The following is an 18,844-nucleotide window of genomic DNA, read 5'->3' on the forward strand; positions in this document are numbered from 1 at the left end:
AATAGCAGGTAAAGTAATCAACACAGCCCGTTATACGACCTTCAAACTATGTAGCAGTTGTCTTTATAAAAAAAACTTTTGGTTCGCCTTGAAAAAAATTCAGGGCATACCGCTTATTGAGTGACCCAATCAATAGCCATTCATAATTTTAAAAAACTGAAATCATCTCGAGGGATAAGTCTGCCCATTTTTAAGTTTGATGGGAAAAAGCGGATAGAGAAAAGTGGAAATTTAACGAGCAACCATACTTATTTAGTTATAAAAACTAAATTTCCCTAACTGGCATTCACTTTTGGCAATTTAATGGGCAAATCACCTATAAAAAATCAAGTTATGAATAATGCAGGGTTAAATATTCTTGCTTCTCTAAGTCGGATAAAGTTGAATCTGATAATAACTCGGCAAAACCTTTAATCGATGTAAGAGGTGTTCTTAAATCGTGAGAAATATTCGTAATTTCTTGTTTTAATGTTTGTTCCCTTTTTTGCCTTTGTTGCTGGTCTTGTTTAAATAGCTGAATCAGCTGATTGATTTTTGTAATAAATCGAATCATTATTTTACTATGTGTATTTGTCCGTACTAATTCATTTGTACCGAAATGACCAATAATTTGTTCTAATTGGTTTGTCATATTTTTTATATCCCAGTAGAACAGTAATAGTATTCCGATACTTGTAATTAGGAGAAAAACTAAAATAATTATCAACCAGCTATTCATTTCAATCATCACCTTCGTTCTTAATCAATGCTTATTTTAGCAAATTTTTGAGATCCGATAAGTAAAGTAATTAGAGAGATTACAACTCCGATCAGCCAATAACTGAACTCAAATTTTACGGATTCATTCATAAAGTTTAATAAGTTTTCAGTTAATAATGTACTTGGTGCATATTGATAAAGGTTATTTAGCCCTGAAACCGAACGAAACAGAGGGCGTAAGATATCTCCTGAAAATGTATAAATAAAAAACAATGTAATAACAATATAGGCTTCGCCGACCTTAATCATCTTTAATGTATGGATGATTAAGAAGCCACTAAGGATAATCGGGATCATATTTAAACAAGCTAGTAAAAAGCTGATAACAACTTGGGTATCGCTAGTAAACAAATTTTCTCCAAGGACAACCATTAATCCGATTCCGATCAAACATACGATGATAAAATAACTTAAAGTTAAGATGAGTTTTGACCAAAAAATAACTTTTCTTGAAATTCCAAATGCGACTGATTGTTTGATCACCGTTATATCTTTTCCAGTTAGGGCTATATTAAAGAGTAAACCAACAATAAGAATCAAGACGCCACTACTAATTACATTTGAATAAAAAAATGGGCTTGTCGCGTAAGGGAAACTAGGATCAACTTTTGGTAAATAAGATAAAACTAAACCAGCGGCTAAGATTAACAAGAAACAAATGATACTAGTTAAGTGCAGGCTCTTCTTATGCAATAAACGATAAAGTTCACTTTTTAAATAATTAATCATTTTTATTTCCCTCCACAAAGTCTAGAAAATATTCTTCTAATCTTAATGATTCCAAATGGAATTCATTCACTAGTACATCGTTTTTATTCAAGAGGCGATTAATTTCTCCACTTTTATCGATATGGTTTTGAATTGTTATTGTTTGGTTTGGAAGCACTTTATATTGAATATCTGGATAAGTTAATTCTAATAGTTGAGCTGTTTTTGCCTGTTGATCCACTTTAAGATAGATTTGTTTTTGGCTTTTTTTATCCAAAGCATCTTTACTTAAATCCTCAACAATGGCGCCATTCTTAATAAAGACAAATCTCTGCGCGAGTAATTGTAATTCAGTTAAAATATGACTGGATATGAAAATAGTAATCTGCTTCTCTTGATTTAACTTTAATAATAACTTACGAATTTCCATAATACCTTCTGCATCCAGTCCATTAGTAGGTTCATCCAATACGAGGCAATCTGGATTGCTTAATAGGCCTAGTGCAATCCCTAATCGCTGTTTCATCCCGAGTGAGTAGTCACTAAATTGCTTTTTCTTTTCATTATTTAAACCGACAATCTCTAAAACTTCGGAGATGCGTTTCTTTTCCACAACGCCGCGCTGAATACGAAAATATTCTAAATTTTGTGTGGCGGTAAAGTCGGGAAAAAACTGAGGTGTTTCAATCATAAAGCCAATTCTTTTTCTTGCTTGATCAATTTTCTTCCCTGATTGACCAAATAGTAGAATATCTCCTTTTGTAGGTGTGGTTTGTCCTGCAAGTAATTTAAAAAATGTAGATTTTCCCGCACCGTTTTTCCCAATTAAAGCACAGATTTCGCCTTTTCTTAAAGAAAAATCAGTCGGTTTAATGACTTCCTCTTCCTTAAAGGATTTGGTCAACTGATAAGTTTGAATTACCTTTTCCATTTTGATAGCTCCTTTGCTCAATCTCTTGTTATATTGAGTTTATCTAACTGACCTTTAATATCCTTTAAGCAAATCATAAAGAAATCATAAAGAAATTAAATTAGCATAAAGCCAACACCCCAAATAGTCTTAATATATTCATCTTCAGTTATGACTGCAAGTTTTTTGCGGAGATTTGAGACGTGGACACTAATTGTATTATCGTCACCCAAGTATGTCCCTTTCCATATCTTTTCATAGATTTCTTGTTTGGAAAAAGCACGTTCAGGGTGATTAATTAGTAAATCTAAAATATCATACTCTGCGTTAGTGAGGTGTAGCGTTTCAGTATTTAAAGTGATAACTCGCTTCTCCCGGTTTATTTTCAACCCGCGCCAGTGAGTATTTGTGCTTTGTTTAGGTGCTATGCTTGATTTTCGTAATTGTACCTCAATGCGGGCGATAACTTCTTCTTGATTAAACGGTTTTGTAATGTAATCATCTGCTCCAATTTTTAAAACATGTACTTTGTCGTTAATATCTACTTTTGCAGAGATGACAATGATTGGCACATTACTCTTTTCTCTAATTAGTGTAATGATCTCTTCACCACTTTTTCCTGGCAACATCAGATCAAGAAGGATTAAGTCAAAGTGATTATTTTGTAGCTGTAATAAACCTTCAGTACCGGAATAAGCAATTGTTGAATGTAGACCTAATTTATTAAGAATTAGGCTCAATAATTTACTAATTTCTTGGTCATCTTCAATAATTAATATGTGTGTATCTTTGTACATCGTGATCACCTGCTATAACTTTCGCTTATTTTAGTTGATATCTTTAAGTATATCTTAGCAAATAATTCGTTGAATGAGTTGTTAATTCTTTTTGCGAAAAACTTGCTTTGAATAATATTTGGTAAGCTTATAATCACTGTTTAATGCTATAATAAGAGATATTTTGTCTATACTTGATAGAAAACGTATGTTCCTATATACTGTAATTAAAGATCTGTTTTTAAAAACCTTGTAATATAAAGGAGAGTATGATAATGAAGTGGAAAACAATTGATTTATTCGCGGGTATTGGTGGGATAAGAAAAGGTTTTGAACTGACTAATATGTTTGAAAATACTTTATCTGCAGAAATCGATAAATATGCTTGTATCACTTATAATCACTTATTTGGAGAAGATCCAACTAATGATGTTACTTCAAATGAATTTAAAGAGAAAGTGGAAAAAACCCCTTATGATGTATTATTGGCTGGATTCCCATGCCAATCATTCAGTATAGCTGGGAAAAAAGAAGGTTTTAAAGACAAGACCAGAGGTACTCTATTTTACGATATAGCAGATCTTATCGAAAGAACAAGACCTAAAGCTTTTCTACTTGAAAATGTTGAAGGACTTATTAGGCATGATAAAGGTAGAACTTTTGAAATTATACTAGAAACTCTTATAAAGGAATTAAATTATACTGTAATTGGTGCAAATATAAATCCAGAAAATGATGAGATTACTTTTGAAGCTAGCTCTTTCATCTTAAATTCTAAAAACTTTGGTGTTCCTCAAAATCGACCACGAGTTTATCTTATGGGATTTGATAACAAACGCTATGAACAACAAGAGGAACTATTTAGTCGGATTAAGTTGCCGAAAAAATCTAGTGGATCGGTTATTTATAAAAACTTGCATGACCTACTGGATTATCAATCAAATGAGAAATACTATCTTTCAGAAGGGTATTTAAATACTTTAAAAAATCATAAAACACGACACAAAGGAAAAGGAAATGGCTTTGGGTATATGGTTGTAAATTCCCCTAAGATAGATAACCCTATATCAAATGCACTACTAGCTACTGGTGGATCTGGAAAAGAGCGTAACTTGGTTTATGATCCACAAGACGGTATCGGGGGTAAAATTGTTAAGAATAAACAAACGCCATTGAATCATGAAGGAATTAGATTAATGACACCTAGGGAGTGGGGGAAACTTCAAGGGTTTATTGGTTATGCATTTGTGCAAGATGGTATCGATAAATTTTCATTTCCTTCTGAGATCAGTAATGCACAACAATATAAGCAATTTGGTAATTCAGTAACTATTCCTGTACTAGAAGAACTTGCAATGCTAATGGGCAAGACACTTGAAATTTTGGAGTCAACGGATCAGAAAAGTAACCTCTCCAAAATTGTTGGTTTATGAGTTCACAGGGAGGTGTGTGCCATGTTAAAAGGAAATAAAGGTGAATGGAGCGAACTCTACACATTTTTGAAACTTTTAGGTGAAGGAGAACTATATGCTGCAGATGAAAAAATGGAAAGGTTACACAATATATACTATCCAATAATTAAAGTATTAAGAATAGAAAAAGGGAAAGAATTAGAATATGTTTGTGATGATGAGTTTATAATTATTGATGATGAAAGAAATAATCATACAACAAAAATACCAATTATTGAATTTCAGAAGTATGCATTGTTACTACTTGATAAAATTAAGAGTGCAAGTGGCAGCTCTTTTACAATTCAAGAAATTGATCAATTTCTTGAATTAATTAAATTTGATACATTAAAATCTAAATCCAGTCGAAAAAGTGACATTAGAATTGTTGTACATGATTCCAATACGGGTATGAAACCTATGTTAGGTTTTAGTATCAAATCTAAATTAGGAAGGCCATCAACACTTTTTAATGCTGGAAAATCTACAAATCTTGTATATAAAATAAATGGGGATATTAATGATACTGATCTCCAACAAATAAATTCTATAAATACAAGAACTCACAAAATACGTAATAGATTAGCATTGATGGAGCAAAAAGATCTCACTTTAGACTTTGTCAAAGTTTCAAATGAAATGTTTGATTTAAATCTTAAAGTTATTGATTCAGAAATGCCCAAGATTCTATCTGAGTTAGTACTATATTACTTTTCAGGTAGGGGTTCTCACTTAAGCGAATTATCAAAGTTAATAGAAAAGGAAAACCCTCTTAACTACAACAATTTATTGGGGCATAATTTTTATGAATATAAATTAAAGGCGTTTTTAAGGGATGTTGCTTTAGGTTTAACCCCAAGAAAAAGATGGGATGGAGAATTTGATGCAACTGGAGGTTATATTATAGTAAAAGAGGATGGAGAGCTAGTTTGTTATCATATATATAATCAAAATGAGTTTCAAGGATATTTATTGAACAATACTAAGCTTGATACTCCAAGTAGTTCCAAGCATGGGTTTGGAGAGGTCTACAAAGTTGGAAATGAGTATTTCTTTAATCTAAACTTTCAAATCAGGTTTAATTAACTATTTCGAAAAAACAATAAAATTTACCTATAGGTTTTCTAATTTGAGGGGCATTACTCTCGATCGACTCTAACCACTTTAAGTGATTAAAGTCGATTTTGTACTAGTAATTATACCCATACAGCTTTATTTTCTTAGATGCTAGAAAGCATTTAAAAGTTCCGACTTTTTCTTAATTTAATATAATAATAAATTCCGATGAATAAAGGGATCATGCTAAGAACAATGCCGGCAGGAGCTTCAAGTCCAACAAGTACAAACATCATGAAGATTGTAGCAGCAGTAATAATATAACGAATTAACTGCAAATTTTCTTCTGATTTCGTCAAAAGCATTTTTCTGTATTTTTCATCCTTAGAATCCACCTGGATGAATTTAATTAGAAAGTAGATAAAAATAATTAAAGATCCGAGTGCAGATAAGGGAATAATGATGTCGTCTTTTATCGGTCCTAATAGGAACATAAATAATATGAATGAAAGAATTGGTAGAATGAACATTCCTAGCAAGTAAAGTGTTACTTTACGTGTATAAGTTTGTTTGAAAATATCATACTCTATTTTGAGGTCATTCATTCCAATCGCCTTTTTTATTTCATCAACACTTCCAAGTTCTGAGATGATTTTATTAGCCACTTCATTTTCATCGTAATTTTGAGCAAGTAAGTCTTGATACTTGTCCTCAACTGTATCTAACATGTTTTCTTTAACTGCTTCAACTCTTTGGCTGTTTGGTAAATCTTGAAACAAATGGTCAATGTGCTTTTTTACACGTTTCAAATAATCACTCCTCGATAAAGTTATCTAAAACTTTTTTGGTCGTTTGCCATTCTTGAAATTTTTCCTGTAAGTAACTTCGCCCAAGGTGTGTCAGCTTGTAGTAAGTACGTGGTTTACCTTGACTTACATTCCCCGAATAAGACTCGATATACTTTTTATCTTGAAGGCGAATAAGAGCAGCATAAAGTGTCGCCTCTTTTATTTCATAATGACCTTCACTCCGAACAGTTATTTTTTTTGAAATTTCATAACCGTAACTATCGTGCTCTTTTAAGATTTGTAGAATTAGGATGTCATTATAGCCACGCATAATATCACTGCTAATCAATCAATCACCTTCTTATTATGTGGATTACTCTATCTGTCATAGTTAATTATATAATAACTGAACTACTCTAACAGATCAAGTACTTTTTGAATATATATACTATAACAATTTGATATATTTAGCTAAGGAGATTTGAGTTCGTTGACCTATTTAACGAAGGTTTTGTGAAAAGATTAATCGTGTGATTTTGAGTATTAAGAATGATTGGAGTACAGCGAATAGGAGCTAATCGTCAGAGATCGTGATTATAATCAAGTAGATCTGTCACTAATAGGAGCTAAGCTAATCATTCCTTAAGGTCATTTATTTTCTTTGCTAATGGACGTGATTGTTTAAAGAAAAATAGTCCGATTAAGAGCAAAATAAGATCGAGCAGGATGATCGGCGTGACTACTTCAGTAATAGGATTAAAAATGAACTTGAACGCGGTCATGAAACTAGGTCCAACGAAGATTAGGGCTAACATATACCAAATGGTGTTTATCCGCTGATAAAGTTTAATTTTTGCATCCTTATCTGAATATATTTCAAAGTTGCCCAATTTTGCTGGCCTTCTAAAGTATTGCCAACGGTTAATTGAGGCGATATGATCGACGTGATTTGCTTGCTTAGAATTAATCGCAGAAGATTGCTCATGCATATGACTTATACCTTGATCTAAAAATTCAATCCGATAAATGTATTCACCTTGTTCACATGGCTTAAAAATATAGTACCCATCTGAAATGTAATCAAGTGCATCCCCTTTTTGACACATCATATTTAACCAGTCTTCTTCCTTTTCATAGTTCAAAAACAGATTTTTAAACGGATTTCTTCGGATCTTCTTATGCACATTCCCCACTCCCTTTTTCACAAAATAAAATAAAAACCTAAATTATTCATAGTTTATCGCAAAGTAATTGATAATGCTTAACTAAATGCCTTTCGTTTATATGTACGCACTCACTTAAAGGGTGAACGGAAATAATGTATAGTCATCTGAAGACACGAAGACTCCAGCGGGAATCGGATGAGCCGAAGATCCACTTTTGTAGCGATTTTTGCTACAAAAGTTAGCTGAGGCCATCCCCGCGGAACGCGAAGTGTCTTCAGATGACGACCTCTCATATGAATAATTAAGGTAAAAAATCTTTATTTTTAATAAAAAACTCACCCACCATTATTATAACTTAAAAAGGAAACTGTTCAATTAATTATAGCGAAAAGTTCCATACTAATCCAACTTAGTCAGGATAAGTTTTAGTTTTTGCTAATTAAATCTGATTATTTTGATGAATTGGACTTTATCAGAAATATTGGCTATGGTTGATAGGAGTGGGTTTTTTCAGTTTCAAACTTTTTTTTTTTTTTTTTTTTTTTTTTTTTTTTTTTTTTTTTTTTGTAAAAAACAGAAATAGGAGTATAATCGATTTATAGTGAGGGCAAAGTTAATTTGAGCCAATTTTCAGTTGTTTCCAACTGGAGGGAGGGATATGGATGGACCCCGTTATTGATAAGTTGTTCAAGATTGAACAGATTGCGAAGAATATGAAAGGTGATGTCGATGATCAGAAAGAAAAGATTCGACTCAGATATCGAACGATGCAAAAAGAGTTTGATCAGAAGAGTGATCGTGAGACAGAGGAGCAGTTGAGGCAGATTCGAACAGAAAGTGATCAGCTTCATGAAGAGCGGAGCCAAATGGTTTATGCGCAATACAAAACGGAACTTGATCTTTTGGAAAATGTTTATCAGACGAAACAAAATCAAATCGTAACGACTATTTTTGAAAATATAATTAAAGGTTGAGGTGGGTGAATTGCTAAATCAATATACAGCCATGACAACCAAGATTCGTGGGATGCGAGGGAAGTTATTAAAGCGAGAGGATTATATCAATCTGTCTTATTTAACTTCAGAAAGAGAAATTGCTGATTATTTAAAGCGGCATCCTGGCTATCAAGATTTACTGCAAGATGTTGAAATTAATAAGGTAACGCGTGTGGAGTTAGAAGGTTTGCTTAACTCATCGATTTATGAAGATTATAATAAGTTGTTTCGGTTTGGGAATTTGAAGCAACGGAAGTTTTTACACATCCATGGGATTACTTATGAAGTCATCGTCTTGAAAAAGTTTTTGCGGCGTGCGTTTAATGTTGCAGAAATTTATCAAGAAGTCGGCAATGAGTTTTTAGTTTTCTTAAGCAAGCATTCTAAGTTAGATTTCGATCGATTGCAAAACGCTCAGAACTTGGAAGAATTTCGTCAAGCATTAGCAGGTAGTCGGTATTATCGACCGCTAAAGCTACTTGAAAGAATTGAAAATCCGACGTTATTTGATTATGAAACAGCGTTGGACACATATGCTTTTACGGCAATTTGGCAAGAGAAAAATAAATTAATTAATAAGAAAGAACAGAAGACATTTGAAAAAATATATGGCATGCAATTTGATTTGCTAAATATTGTGTTTATTTTTCGTTACAAGAAGTTTTATGATTTACCAGCGGAGCAGATTGCTTCTTTATTGATTCCAATAAATTATCGACTAAAGCCCGATAAAATTCGTTTGTTATTAGAGGCTAACGATGAAGTGGAGTTTTGGGGAATTATCGAAACAACTCACTATGCAAAATATATTGATAAATTCCGGACGGAACAACACCTCGATCTGCTTTATGAAAAATTGATGGATGAAGTGATTAGTGGTAGGGAGAAAGAAGAGCCTTATTCAGCTGCGACGATGTATGGTTATCTTCATGATAAAGAAAAAGAGGTTGAATTAATTACTCGAATCATTGAAGCGATTCACTATGGTAGGGATGTTGCGAATATTCAGAGAGTAATTGATCAAAAGCATAAACAACCTAAATAAAGGAGGGGGATCGCTTTGATCAAAGACATGAAGTTTGTCACAATTATGGGTTTGCAAGATGATATTGATCGGATGGTCGATGTTTATCTTTCAAAGTATGAAATTCACTTTGAAAATGCCTTGACCGAGCTTTATGGTTCAAAGAGTTTACGCCCATACACGAGTCCCAATCCTTATGCCCCATATTTGGAGCGTGTCAATAAGCTATGGGGATATGTAAGGGAAAAGGATAAAGAGAAGAGTCAATTGGTGATTGATACACCATCAATGGAGATGCTCAAAGTTTCGATTGAGCAAATGGAAAATCATCTTGATCCATACCTTGAAAAAGAACAAGAGTTAAGAGGTTTTAAAGCACAAAAAGAAGCATCACTTGAGATGATTGATTTATATGAGGGTGTTGATTATCCAATTGAACGCATTTTAGCGATGGACCATATTCGCTTTCGATTTGGACGATTTACTCATTCAAACTATGAAAAATTTAAAAAATATGTTTTAGATCGATTTACGTCTATTTTTATTGAAGGTAGTCAAGATGAGGATTACACGTATGGCGTTTACTTTACTCCACAACAGTCACTTGAACGTGTTGATGCGTTGTATATTTCGATGAATTGGGAACGAATTTTTGTCCCACAGGAAGAAGAATACTTTGGCACACCAAAAGAAATCATTGCCCGATTAAGTGAAACAATAAAATCGATTGATACAGAGATTGCTGAAAATGATACCGTGATTGAAGAGATGATTCGACCGTATGCGTCAGAAATATTTTCGGCTAAACAGCGCTTAGAAGTGTTATCGGAAAACTTCAGTGTGCGGAAATATGCTGCTTTAACACATGATGAGTTTCTCCAAAAAGAAACGCAATATTTGCTGATGGGCTGGATGGACGCAGAAGATGCAGAGCAGTTGATCGAAGAAACAGATGGTGATCCTGACATTGTGGCGATTTTGGAGGATGACAACAATCCACCTGGCGGAGGGACACCACCAACGAAAATCAAAAATGCTGCTATTTTCCGTCCGTTTGAGATGTTTATCAAAATGTATGGTGTGCCGAATTATCGAGAATTTGATCCAACGTGGCTTGTTGCCTTAACGTATTCACTATTGTTTGGTGTCATGTTTGGGGATGTCGGACAAGGAGCGTTACTTGCATTAGGTGGTTATTTTATTTACAAAAAGAAAAAAGCTGATTTAGGTGGGATTATTGCCTTAGCTGGAGTCTTTGCCACGTTCTTCGGTTTTATGTATGGTAGTGTCTTTGGTTTTGAAAATGTGTTTGATACGATCTGGCTTCATCCAATGACTGCGATGACTGAGTTGCCGTTTATCGGAACGATGAATACCGTCTTTGTCGTTGCGATTGCATTTGGTATGTTTTTGATTTTGACAACGTTAATCATTAATATTGTCTCTGAAATCAAAACACATGAAACAAAGGCAGTTCTGTTTGATCGCAATGGTGTGGCAGGATTAATTTTTTATGCAGCACTTGTCACCGTGATTGTCTTGTTTATGACAGGAAATCCATTGCCAGCAGGGATTGTCTTAGCGATTGTCTTTGGCTTTCCTTTAATTATGATGGCTTTTAAAGAACCGATTTTGGCGATGATGGAAAGGAAGCAGATCGAAGGTAGTGAAGGACCAGTTATGTTTGCTGTGCAAGCCTTCTTTGAAATTTTTGAAATCTTATTAAGCTACTTTTCAAATACTTTGTCGTTTGTCAGGGTTGGTGCATTTGCGATGAGTCATGCTGCGATGATGCAAGTTGTTTTAATGCTATCTGGTGCAACAGAGGGTAGTAGCATTAATTGGCTTGTGATTATTTTTGGAAACTTAATTGTCATTGCGCTTGAAGGTTTAGTCGTTGGTATCCAAGTGCTACGATTGGAGTTTTATGAGATCTTTAGCCATTTCTATAAAGGGGACGGAAGACCCTTTGAAAATCATGTAACGAAAAACTGAAAGTGAGGAAATAACATTGAATACACTTATTAAAATGACATTATTAGCTACATTTATTTTAGGATTTGTCTTACCTTTTGCTTATTATTTCTTTGGAGCAAAATCTCGGAGCCGCTATAAACGCGCTTTAGTTGGTAATATTGCTGCTGTTATTACTGGAATTGTGATTGCAACAATTTTAGCCTACAATCCAGATTTTCAACTACTGGCTGCGGAACCAGCTGTTGCAGGGCAGGCTGTAGATACCGGATTCGCAACTGGAATGGGTTATATCGCTGCAGCTTTAGTAACGGGCTTGTCATGTATTGGTGGAGGCGTCGCGGTTGCGAGTGCGTCATCGGCAGCATTAGGTGCGATCAGTGAAGATGATTCGATTTTTGGTCGTTCATTAATTTTTGTTGGACTAGCTGAAGGGATTGCATTATACGGTTTAATTATTTCATTTATGATTTTAGGACAGCTGTAAAATGAAAATGTTTTTAATTAGCGATAACTTGAGTACGTTGACCGGTATGCGGTTAGCTGGTGTCGAGGGCGTTGTTGTGCATGAAAGGGAACAGATTCGGCAAGCATTAGATACGGCTGTTCAAGATGAAGAGATTGCGATTATTTTGATTACAGAAAAATTGGGAAAACAATTTTCTAAATTAATTGATGATATTCGGGTGGATCACCAACGCCCATTGCTCGTGGAAATTCCGGATCGATACGGAACAGGGCGTCGGCCAGATTTTATTACAGCGTATGTAAATGAAGCGATCGGCGTGAAATTATAGAGCGGGGTGAGCAAATGAATGGAAATGAAAAATTAAACCTTTTTCAAGATTTAGTTTTTAAAGAAACAGAAGAATCAGTCGCAAATCAATTGAATGAATTTGAAGTATCGTTAAAAAAGATTTATCAAGATCATCAAAATGAAAAGAAACAAAAGGATAACATCATTTTAGCAACTGAAACAGAAAATGTGCGTAAAGAGCGTAATAAACAACATGCTCAATTGCAATTAAAAATGCAACGTAATTTGCATAAAGAACAGCAAAAATTACAAGCGGAAATCTTTGATCAAGTTGATCAAAAACTAGCTGACTTTATGCAGACAGATGATTATATTACCTTATTAGAAAGACAAATTAATCAAGCGCTCAAGATTGCAAAAGATGAGGAAATTTTGCTATATATCGATCCAGTAGATGCTGATAAAGTGAATCAGCTTGAACAACGAACGGGTCACAAGCTGATCGTGTCAGACCGACCATTTATTGGTGGGATTCGTGGTGTGATTCAATCGCGCAATCTGCTGATTGATTATTCGTTTTTGAAAAGGTTAGAAGCGGAAAGAGAAAACTTCTCCTTTGATCTCGTTGAAGAGGAGGCTAACATGTGAAACAACAAGGAACAATTTATGGAATCAATGGACCAATTGTTTATCTAAAAGGAAAAACTCAATTTCAAATGTCTGAGATGGTTTATGTCGGAAAGATGCGTCTAATTGGTGAGATCATTTCGCTTAACAATGAGATGACAACGATCCAAGTGTATGAAGAGACATCTGGTATGAAGCCAGGGGAGCCTGTTTATGGTACCGGTCAACAGATGAGCGTTACACTTGGCCCGGGGATTTTAAATAATATTTTTGATGGAATCGAACGTCCATTAAAAACAATTGAAGACCAGGTTGGTCAATACATCACGAAATCCGTTCAAGTTGAATCGCTAGATACAGAGCGCAAATGGCCTGTTCATGTGACTGTAGAACTTGGCCAAGAAGTGACTGGTGGCATGATTATTGCTGAAGTTCAAGAAACGAAAACGATCGTGCATAAGTCAATGATCCCGCCAAATATTGATGGAAAGGTGATTGAAGTTGTTGAAGATGGTGACTATACTGTCGTTGAACCAATTGTGAAAATCCAACAGTTGGACGACACGATTGTTGAGATTCGACTTGCCCAAAAATGGCCAATCCGAATTCCACGTCCTGTTAGAAGACGCCATGAAAGTTCTGTGCCACTAATCACTGGCCAACGCGTTGTTGATACGCTATTCCCAATTACAAAAGGCGGAACAGCTGCGATTCCTGGTGGCTTTGGAACTGGAAAAACGATGATGCAGCACCAGGTCGCTAAATATTCTGATGCAGATATCATTGTTTATATTGGGTGCGGTGAACGTGGGAATGAAATGACTGAAGTGCTAGAGGATTTTTCTGAATTAGAGGATCCGAAGTCTGGAAATTCATTGATGGAAAGAACGGTTTTAATTGCCAACACATCAAATATGCCTGTTGCCGCTAGAGAAGCATCAATCTATACCGGTGTAACGTTAGCAGAGTACTACCGCGATATGGGCTATGATGTGGCGATTATGGCAGATTCGACTTCGCGTTGGGCGGAAGCATTGCGTGAGTTATCGGGTCGACTAGAAGAAATGCCAGCGGAAGAAGGATTCCCAGCCTATTTAGCAAGCCGGCTAGCGACATTTTACGAACGTGCTGGCTTAATGCAAAACCTAAATGAATCGGAAGGATCTGTGTCAATTATTGGTGCTGTTTCTCCACAAGGTGGCGACTTTTCTGAACCTGTGACACAGAATACGAAGCGATTTGTCCGTTGTTTTTGGGGATTGGATCGTCAACTTGCCAATGAACGTCATTATCCAGCCGTAAGTTGGTTGAATAGTTATAGTCTTTATGTTGATGACCTGTCTGCATGGTTCCGGGACAATGTATCACCAGACTTTATTAATAATCGTCGTCAAATTCTTGAGATTTTACATCAGGAAAGCTCGTTAATGGACATCGTTAAATTAATCGGTAGTGATGTTTTACCAGATGATCAGAAACTGACGATTGAGATTGCTCGAGTGATTCGCTTAGGCTTTCTACAACAAGATGCTTTTCATCAAGAGGATACAAATGTTTCATTAGAAAAACAAGCAAAAATGATCGAAGTTATTTTACATCTGTATCGTCAATGTCGTGAGATGATCTCGATGGGAATGCCGATGTCGCTCTTATTAGAAAATCAAATTTTTAATCGTGTTGTGACGATAAAATATGATGTACCAAATGATCGATTGGACTTACTCGATCAGTATTTAGACGATATTGATCAATTCTACAATCACATTATGGCGACAAATGCATAAGGAGGGGTTTAAATGTCAATTGAATATTTAGGGCTCGATTCGATAAATGGACCCCTTGTTGTTTTAGAAGGTGTTCAAGATGTGGCTTTCGATGAGATTGTTGAGTTTTCCGTCCAGCGTACAAAGAAAAAACTTGGACGTGTCATAGAAGTATATGAAGATAAAGCGATTATTCAAGTGTTTGAAAGCACGGCAGATATGTCACTTGAAAATACGCATACAAGATTAACGGGTCGTCCAATGGAGATTCCGTTATCACCAGAGATATTGGGTCGTACATTTGATGGAATTGGTCGCCCGATTGATCAATTAGGTGACGTTTCATCTGTAATGAAAAGAGATGTTAATGGTGATCCGTTAAACCCGGTTTCTCGTGAGTATCCAAGAAACTTTATTCAAACAGGGATTTCAGCAATTGATGGATTGACGACATTAATTCGTGGTCAAAAACTGCCCTTCTTTTCTGGAGATGGCTTACCGCATAATGAGTTAGCTGCTCAAATTGTTCGACAAGCCAATCTTGGTGAGGGAAGCAGTGAAAAATTTGGGGTTGTTTTTGCTGCAATGGGTGTGCAACATGACGTCGCAGATTTTTTTAGAAGGACGTTTGAAGAGAGTGGTGTTTTAGATCGAGTCACGATGTTCCTTAACGTCGCTAGTGATCCAGTCATTGAGCGTATTATGACACCACGTGTTGCGCTGACTGCTGCAGAGTATTTAGCTTACGATTTAGGGATGCATATTCTTGTAATTATGACAGATATGACAGCTTACTGTGAAGCGTTAAGGGAAATATCAGCTTCAAAACAAGAGATTCCATCGCGAAAAGGGTATCCCGGTTATTTATATAGTGACTTAGCGATGCTCTATGAGCGTGCAGGAATTGTTGCTGGTAAACCAGGCTCGGTTACACAAATCCCAATTTTGACGATGCCAAACGATGATATAACCCATCCGATTCCAGACTTGACAGGTTATATCACGGAAGGACAAGTTGTCTTTGATCGGGATTTACAAGGAAAATCGATTTATCCACCAATTGATATTTTGCCATCACTTTCACGGTTGATGAAAGGTGGTATTGGTGAGAAATATACGCGGGGAGATCATCAAGCTGTTGCAAACCAATTGTTTGCCTCATATTCTCGAGTGAAGGAAGCTCGGTCATTAGCATCGGTTATCGGTGAGGATGAACTTGCACCAACAGATAAAAAGTATTTAGCCTATGGTCGTAAATTTGAGGATCAGTTCCTCGGTCAAGCAAAAGATGAAAACCGAAGTATAATTGAAACATTAGATTTTGCTTGGGAGTTATTACGGATGTTGCCACGTGAAGAATTGGATCGGATTGATACACAGTTGTTGGATCAATATTATGGTTTAGAGAAGGTGTTATAATGCCTGAAAATACTGCGCCAACTAAAGGTAATTTAATGAGAATCGAGAAGACTCTTGCTCTGTCTAATCAAGGCTATGAGATGCTTGATCGGAAACGTGTGATTTTAATTAATGAAATCATGACTTTGGTTAAAGAGGCGGAGGAAATACAGCGTCAAATTGACCAAACGTATCGCGATGCTTATGCTGCTTTAGAGCAAGCTAACGTTGAAGCAGGAATTCGTTATGTTGAAGAAATTGCTGCAACTGTTCCGATTGAAGATTCACTAAAATTAAAAGTTCGTAGTGTGATGGGAACGGAAATTCCGTTAGTTGAGTATGATGAGACACCTTCAAGGCCAGCTTATTCTTTTTATAGTACGAACTCATCACTCGATGAGGCGCGGGCGGCTTTTGAAAAGGTGAAGAAGTTAACGATTGATTTGTCGATGATTGAAAATACGGCTTTTCGTTTGGCAAATAATATTCGTAAGACGCAGAAAAGAGCCAATGCTTTAAAAAATATTTCGATTCCAAAACTTCGGGCTCAAAAAGTTGAGATTGTCAATGCTTTGGAGGAGAAAGAGCGTGAAGAGTTTACGCGTTTGAAAGTAGTTAAAGAAAAGATTCTACGTTAGAGACTAATAAAAGCTTGAAAAGTGTTTTAAATCACTTTTTGAGCTTTTTTAGTTTTGCTACTAGCATTATATTTTTTGAAAATTAACTACGGACATATTTTGATTACTTAGACGAGAAAATGTCCGTAGTTGACTGACTGCGGACATTTTCTTACTTTTTAAGATTGAAATAGTCCGCAGTCGTACCCACTACGGACATTTTTGCAGATTTTTTAAGGCAAAAAGTCCGTAGTTGAGCAACTACGGACATATTACCGACATTAAAATCAAAAATTGTCCGATGAAGTCAGAAAAAATCGCTTGACTCTATCAAGAAAGCTACTAACATTAAAGATAGTAATTAATACATAAACAAAGGGAGCTGTGTGTATGAGCACTGTACGTCAGATTAAAGTGAATCAATTAGGTTATCCAGTTAGAGCGAGTAAGGTTGCTGTCTTTACGAATAAATATCAAACTTTTGAAGTGATTGATCAAGTGACTGATCAGGTCGTTTATCGTGGGGGATTGTCAGAAGCTATTGCTGACCAGGCGAGTGGAGAGACTGTTTATCTTGGTGATTTTTCTGAACTAACAAAAGTAGGGCAATATCAGATAAAAGCAAGCAATGATCGTTCAGCAACATTCGTGATTGATGAAAGTGCTTATCAAGTTGCTCGTCAAGGTATTTTGAAAGCGTTTTATTTCTATCGTTGTGGAATGGAATTAACTGAAGAATTTGCTGGAGACTGGGCGCATCAGGCTTGTCATCTGGAAAAGAGTATTGTGTTTGATAGCCAAGATCTTAAGTTTGATGGAACGGGTGGTTGGCATGATGCTGGAGATTATGGCAAATATACGGTTGCTGGTGCAAAGGCTGTTGCTGATTTATTACTTGCTTATGAATTAAAACCAGATGCTTTTAAGCAAGAAATACCGATTCCTGAAACAGATGGGATTACACCAGATATTTTACATGAATGTCGGTTTGAATTAGACTGGCTATTAAAAATGCAAGAGCTAGGTTCGGGTGGTGTCTATCATAAATTAACAACGCTTGAATTCCCAGGACTTGATGTAATGCCTGAGGATGATCTTGAGCCGCAATACTTTACGCCAATTTCAGCTACGGCCACGGGAACTTTCGCAGCGATCATGGCGATGGCCGCTCGAGTGTATCAACCATTTGATCAAAAATTCTCTACAGTTTGTTTGGAGCGAGCTGAAAAAGCTTGGCAGTGGCTTTTAAACAATCCCGATGTACCTGGCTTTAAAAATCCACTAGAAATAACAACTGGCGAATATGGTGACAAAGATGATCGTGATGAGCGCTACTGGGCTGCTGCAGAGCTATACCGCACAACAGGGAAAGAAAACTATCATCAGTTCGTCAAACAATTAGCGCAAGAGAGTTTTTCAAAAAATGAATTTGGTTGGGCTGACATGGGCGGCTACGGGACGATTGCGTACTTGCTTAATGGTGAAGGGGCGAGTGATCGAGCTTTGTATCAGCAGTTAAAAGAAGGTTTGATTAAGGAAGCAGAACAATTAGTTGACGTTTGTTCTGCAGATGGTTATTTAATTTCGTTAAAGAATGAAGACTATATTTGGGGTAGTAACATGGAGTTAATGAATCGGGGAATGACATTATTATTTGCTCATCATTTGACGGGTAAAAAGGAGTTCGAGGATTGCGCGCTTGATCATGTTCATTATTTATTTGGTCGAAATACACTTGATATGAGTTATGTGACTGGTTTTGGTGATCGACCAGTTATGGAGCCGCATCATCGTCCTTCTGTAGCAGATGGTGTTGATGCACCCGTTCCTGGTTTAGTTTCTGGTGGACCGAATGCGGGCATACAGGACGAATATGCAGCAGAACATTTGCAAGGCAGAGCACCTGCTAAATCCTTTGCTGACCATGAGGATAGTTATGCGACAAATGAAGTGACAATTTATTGGAATTCACCTGCGTTATTTGTGCTGGCACATTTTTAAAGTGAATTTGAATTGAAAATGAGTCTGTAAACATGGTATAAATAGATAGGATCAAAAGATTCTATCTATTTATT

The 18,844-nt window shown here is 35.9% G+C and carries 19 protein-coding genes; 12 read left to right on the forward strand and 7 right to left on the reverse strand.

What is annotated here, in order from left to right; all coding sequences use genetic code 11:
- Window positions 1-331: 331 nt before the first annotated feature.
- The 4 genes from ABD814_RS00045 to ABD814_RS00060 all read right to left on the reverse strand — a co-directional run bounded on the left by ABD814_RS00045 (window position 332) and on the right by ABD814_RS00060 (window position 3,174).
- On the reverse strand, window positions 332-631 hold the full coding sequence (locus ABD814_RS00045) for a histidine kinase dimerization/phospho-acceptor domain-containing protein (RefSeq protein ID WP_344909178.1): 300 nt from the start codon (window positions 629-631) through the stop codon (window positions 332-334).
- 107 nt (window positions 632-738) lie between these two features.
- On the reverse strand, window positions 739-1,488 hold the full coding sequence (locus ABD814_RS00050) for an ABC transporter permease (RefSeq protein ID WP_344909180.1): 750 nt from the start codon (window positions 1,486-1,488) through the stop codon (window positions 739-741).
- On the reverse strand, window positions 1,481-2,398 hold the full coding sequence (locus tag ABD814_RS00055; protein ID WP_344909182.1) for an ABC transporter ATP-binding protein: 918 nt from the start codon (window positions 2,396-2,398) through the stop codon (window positions 1,481-1,483). The genes ABD814_RS00050 and ABD814_RS00055 overlap by 8 nt, the downstream gene beginning before the upstream one ends.
- Window positions 2,399-2,493: 95 nt before the next feature.
- A complete protein-coding gene (locus ABD814_RS00060; RefSeq protein ID WP_344909184.1) occupies window positions 2,494-3,174 on the reverse strand; it encodes a response regulator transcription factor in 681 nt (226 codons plus the stop codon).
- Between the two features lie 254 nt (window positions 3,175-3,428).
- Between ABD814_RS00060 and dcm the strand changes: the two genes are divergently transcribed.
- The gene (dcm, locus tag ABD814_RS00065; protein ID WP_344909186.1) at window positions 3,429-4,586 is read left to right on the forward strand and encodes a DNA (cytosine-5-)-methyltransferase; all 1,158 of its coding nucleotides are present in this window, start codon (window positions 3,429-3,431) and stop codon (window positions 4,584-4,586) included.
- Window positions 4,587-4,607: 21 nt separating this feature from the next.
- Entirely contained in the window at window positions 4,608-5,690 is a 1,083-nt protein-coding gene (locus ABD814_RS00070) for an HpaII family restriction endonuclease (protein WP_344909188.1), read from the forward strand.
- A 152-nt stretch (window positions 5,691-5,842) separates the two neighbouring features.
- On the opposite strand, the gene ABD814_RS00075 is transcribed toward ABD814_RS00070, so the two are convergent.
- From ABD814_RS00075 to ABD814_RS00085, 3 genes are all read right to left on the reverse strand, one after another.
- Window positions 5,843-6,469: a hypothetical protein gene (locus ABD814_RS00075; RefSeq protein WP_344909190.1), complete on the reverse strand. Its 627-nt coding sequence runs from the start codon at window positions 6,467-6,469 to the stop codon at window positions 5,843-5,845.
- Window positions 6,470-6,473: 4 nt separating this feature from the next.
- Complete coding sequence (locus ABD814_RS00080) at window positions 6,474-6,797, reverse strand: PadR family transcriptional regulator (RefSeq protein ID WP_344909192.1); 324 nt, start codon at window positions 6,795-6,797, stop codon at window positions 6,474-6,476.
- Between the two features lie 286 nt (window positions 6,798-7,083).
- Entirely contained in the window at window positions 7,084-7,632 is a 549-nt protein-coding gene (locus ABD814_RS00085; RefSeq protein WP_344909194.1) for a DUF2812 domain-containing protein, read from the reverse strand.
- A gap of 644 nt (window positions 7,633-8,276) precedes the next feature.
- Here ABD814_RS00085 and ABD814_RS00090 point away from each other — a divergent pair.
- The 10 genes from ABD814_RS00090 to ABD814_RS00135 all read left to right on the forward strand — a co-directional run bounded on the left by ABD814_RS00090 (window position 8,277) and on the right by ABD814_RS00135 (window position 18,770).
- Window positions 8,277-8,588 (forward strand): hypothetical protein, encoded by a 312-nt coding sequence (locus tag ABD814_RS00090; protein WP_344909196.1) that lies wholly within the window; start codon window positions 8,277-8,279, stop codon window positions 8,586-8,588.
- Between the two features lie 10 nt (window positions 8,589-8,598).
- Window positions 8,599-9,654: a V-type ATPase subunit gene (locus ABD814_RS00095; protein WP_344909198.1), complete on the forward strand. Its 1,056-nt coding sequence runs from the start codon at window positions 8,599-8,601 to the stop codon at window positions 9,652-9,654.
- A gap of 15 nt (window positions 9,655-9,669) precedes the next feature.
- On the forward strand, window positions 9,670-11,628 hold the full coding sequence (locus ABD814_RS00100; RefSeq protein WP_344909199.1) for a V-type ATP synthase subunit I: 1,959 nt from the start codon (window positions 9,670-9,672) through the stop codon (window positions 11,626-11,628).
- 16 nt (window positions 11,629-11,644) lie between these two features.
- Entirely contained in the window at window positions 11,645-12,094 is a 450-nt protein-coding gene (locus ABD814_RS00105) for an ATP synthase subunit C (protein ID WP_344909201.1), read from the forward strand.
- A gap of 1 nt (window position 12,095) precedes the next feature.
- Window positions 12,096-12,404 carry a V-type ATP synthase subunit F gene (locus tag ABD814_RS00110; protein WP_344909203.1) on the forward strand — a complete coding sequence of 103 codons (309 nt, stop codon included), beginning with the start codon at window positions 12,096-12,098 and terminating at the stop codon, window positions 12,402-12,404.
- 14 nt (window positions 12,405-12,418) lie between these two features.
- A complete protein-coding gene (locus tag ABD814_RS00115; protein WP_344909205.1) occupies window positions 12,419-13,012 on the forward strand; it encodes a V-type ATP synthase subunit E in 594 nt (197 codons plus the stop codon).
- Window positions 13,009-14,775 (forward strand): V-type ATP synthase subunit A, encoded by a 1,767-nt coding sequence (locus ABD814_RS00120; RefSeq protein WP_344909207.1) that lies wholly within the window; start codon window positions 13,009-13,011, stop codon window positions 14,773-14,775. Before ABD814_RS00115 ends, ABD814_RS00120 begins: the two co-directional genes overlap by 4 nt.
- 12 nt (window positions 14,776-14,787) lie before the next feature.
- On the forward strand, window positions 14,788-16,173 hold the full coding sequence (locus tag ABD814_RS00125; RefSeq protein ID WP_344909209.1) for a V-type ATP synthase subunit B: 1,386 nt from the start codon (window positions 14,788-14,790) through the stop codon (window positions 16,171-16,173).
- Entirely contained in the window at window positions 16,173-16,790 is a 618-nt protein-coding gene (locus tag ABD814_RS00130) for a V-type ATP synthase subunit D (protein WP_344909211.1), read from the forward strand. The genes ABD814_RS00125 and ABD814_RS00130 overlap by 1 nt, the downstream gene beginning before the upstream one ends.
- 369 nt (window positions 16,791-17,159) lie before the next feature.
- A complete protein-coding gene (locus tag ABD814_RS00135) occupies window positions 17,160-18,770 on the forward strand; it encodes a glycoside hydrolase family 9 protein (RefSeq protein ID WP_344909213.1) in 1,611 nt (536 codons plus the stop codon).
- Window positions 18,771-18,844 lie beyond the last annotated feature (74 nt).

Source organism: Amphibacillus indicireducens (assembly GCF_039539605.1).
GTDB lineage: Bacteria > Bacillota > Bacilli > Bacillales > Amphibacillaceae > Amphibacillus > Amphibacillus indicireducens.

Bases quoted from the DNA above. Each gene is read 5' to 3' on its own strand.
- ABD814_RS00045 (WP_344909178.1), bottom strand. From the start codon at position 631: ATGACAAACCAATTAGAACAAATTATTGGTCATTTCGGTACAAATGAA.
- ABD814_RS00050 (WP_344909180.1), bottom strand. From the start codon at position 1,488: ATGATTAATTATTTAAAAAGTGAACTTTATCGTTTATTGCATAAGAAG.
- ABD814_RS00055 (WP_344909182.1), bottom strand. From the start codon at position 2,398: ATGGAAAAGGTAATTCAAACTTATCAGTTGACCAAATCCTTTAAGGAA.
- ABD814_RS00060 (WP_344909184.1), bottom strand. From the start codon at position 3,174: ATGTACAAAGATACACACATATTAATTATTGAAGATGACCAAGAAATT.
- dcm (WP_344909186.1), top strand. From the start codon at position 3,429: ATGAAGTGGAAAACAATTGATTTATTCGCGGGTATTGGTGGGATAAGA.
- ABD814_RS00070 (WP_344909188.1), top strand. From the start codon at position 4,608: ATGTTAAAAGGAAATAAAGGTGAATGGAGCGAACTCTACACATTTTTG.
- ABD814_RS00090 (WP_344909196.1), top strand. From the start codon at position 8,277: ATGGACCCCGTTATTGATAAGTTGTTCAAGATTGAACAGATTGCGAAG.
- ABD814_RS00110 (WP_344909203.1), top strand. From the start codon at position 12,096: ATGAAAATGTTTTTAATTAGCGATAACTTGAGTACGTTGACCGGTATG.
- ABD814_RS00115 (WP_344909205.1), top strand. From the start codon at position 12,419: ATGAATGGAAATGAAAAATTAAACCTTTTTCAAGATTTAGTTTTTAAA.
- ABD814_RS00125 (WP_344909209.1), top strand. From the start codon at position 14,788: ATGTCAATTGAATATTTAGGGCTCGATTCGATAAATGGACCCCTTGTT.
- ABD814_RS00130 (WP_344909211.1), top strand. From the start codon at position 16,173: ATGCCTGAAAATACTGCGCCAACTAAAGGTAATTTAATGAGAATCGAG.
- ABD814_RS00135 (WP_344909213.1), top strand. From the start codon at position 17,160: ATGAGCACTGTACGTCAGATTAAAGTGAATCAATTAGGTTATCCAGTT.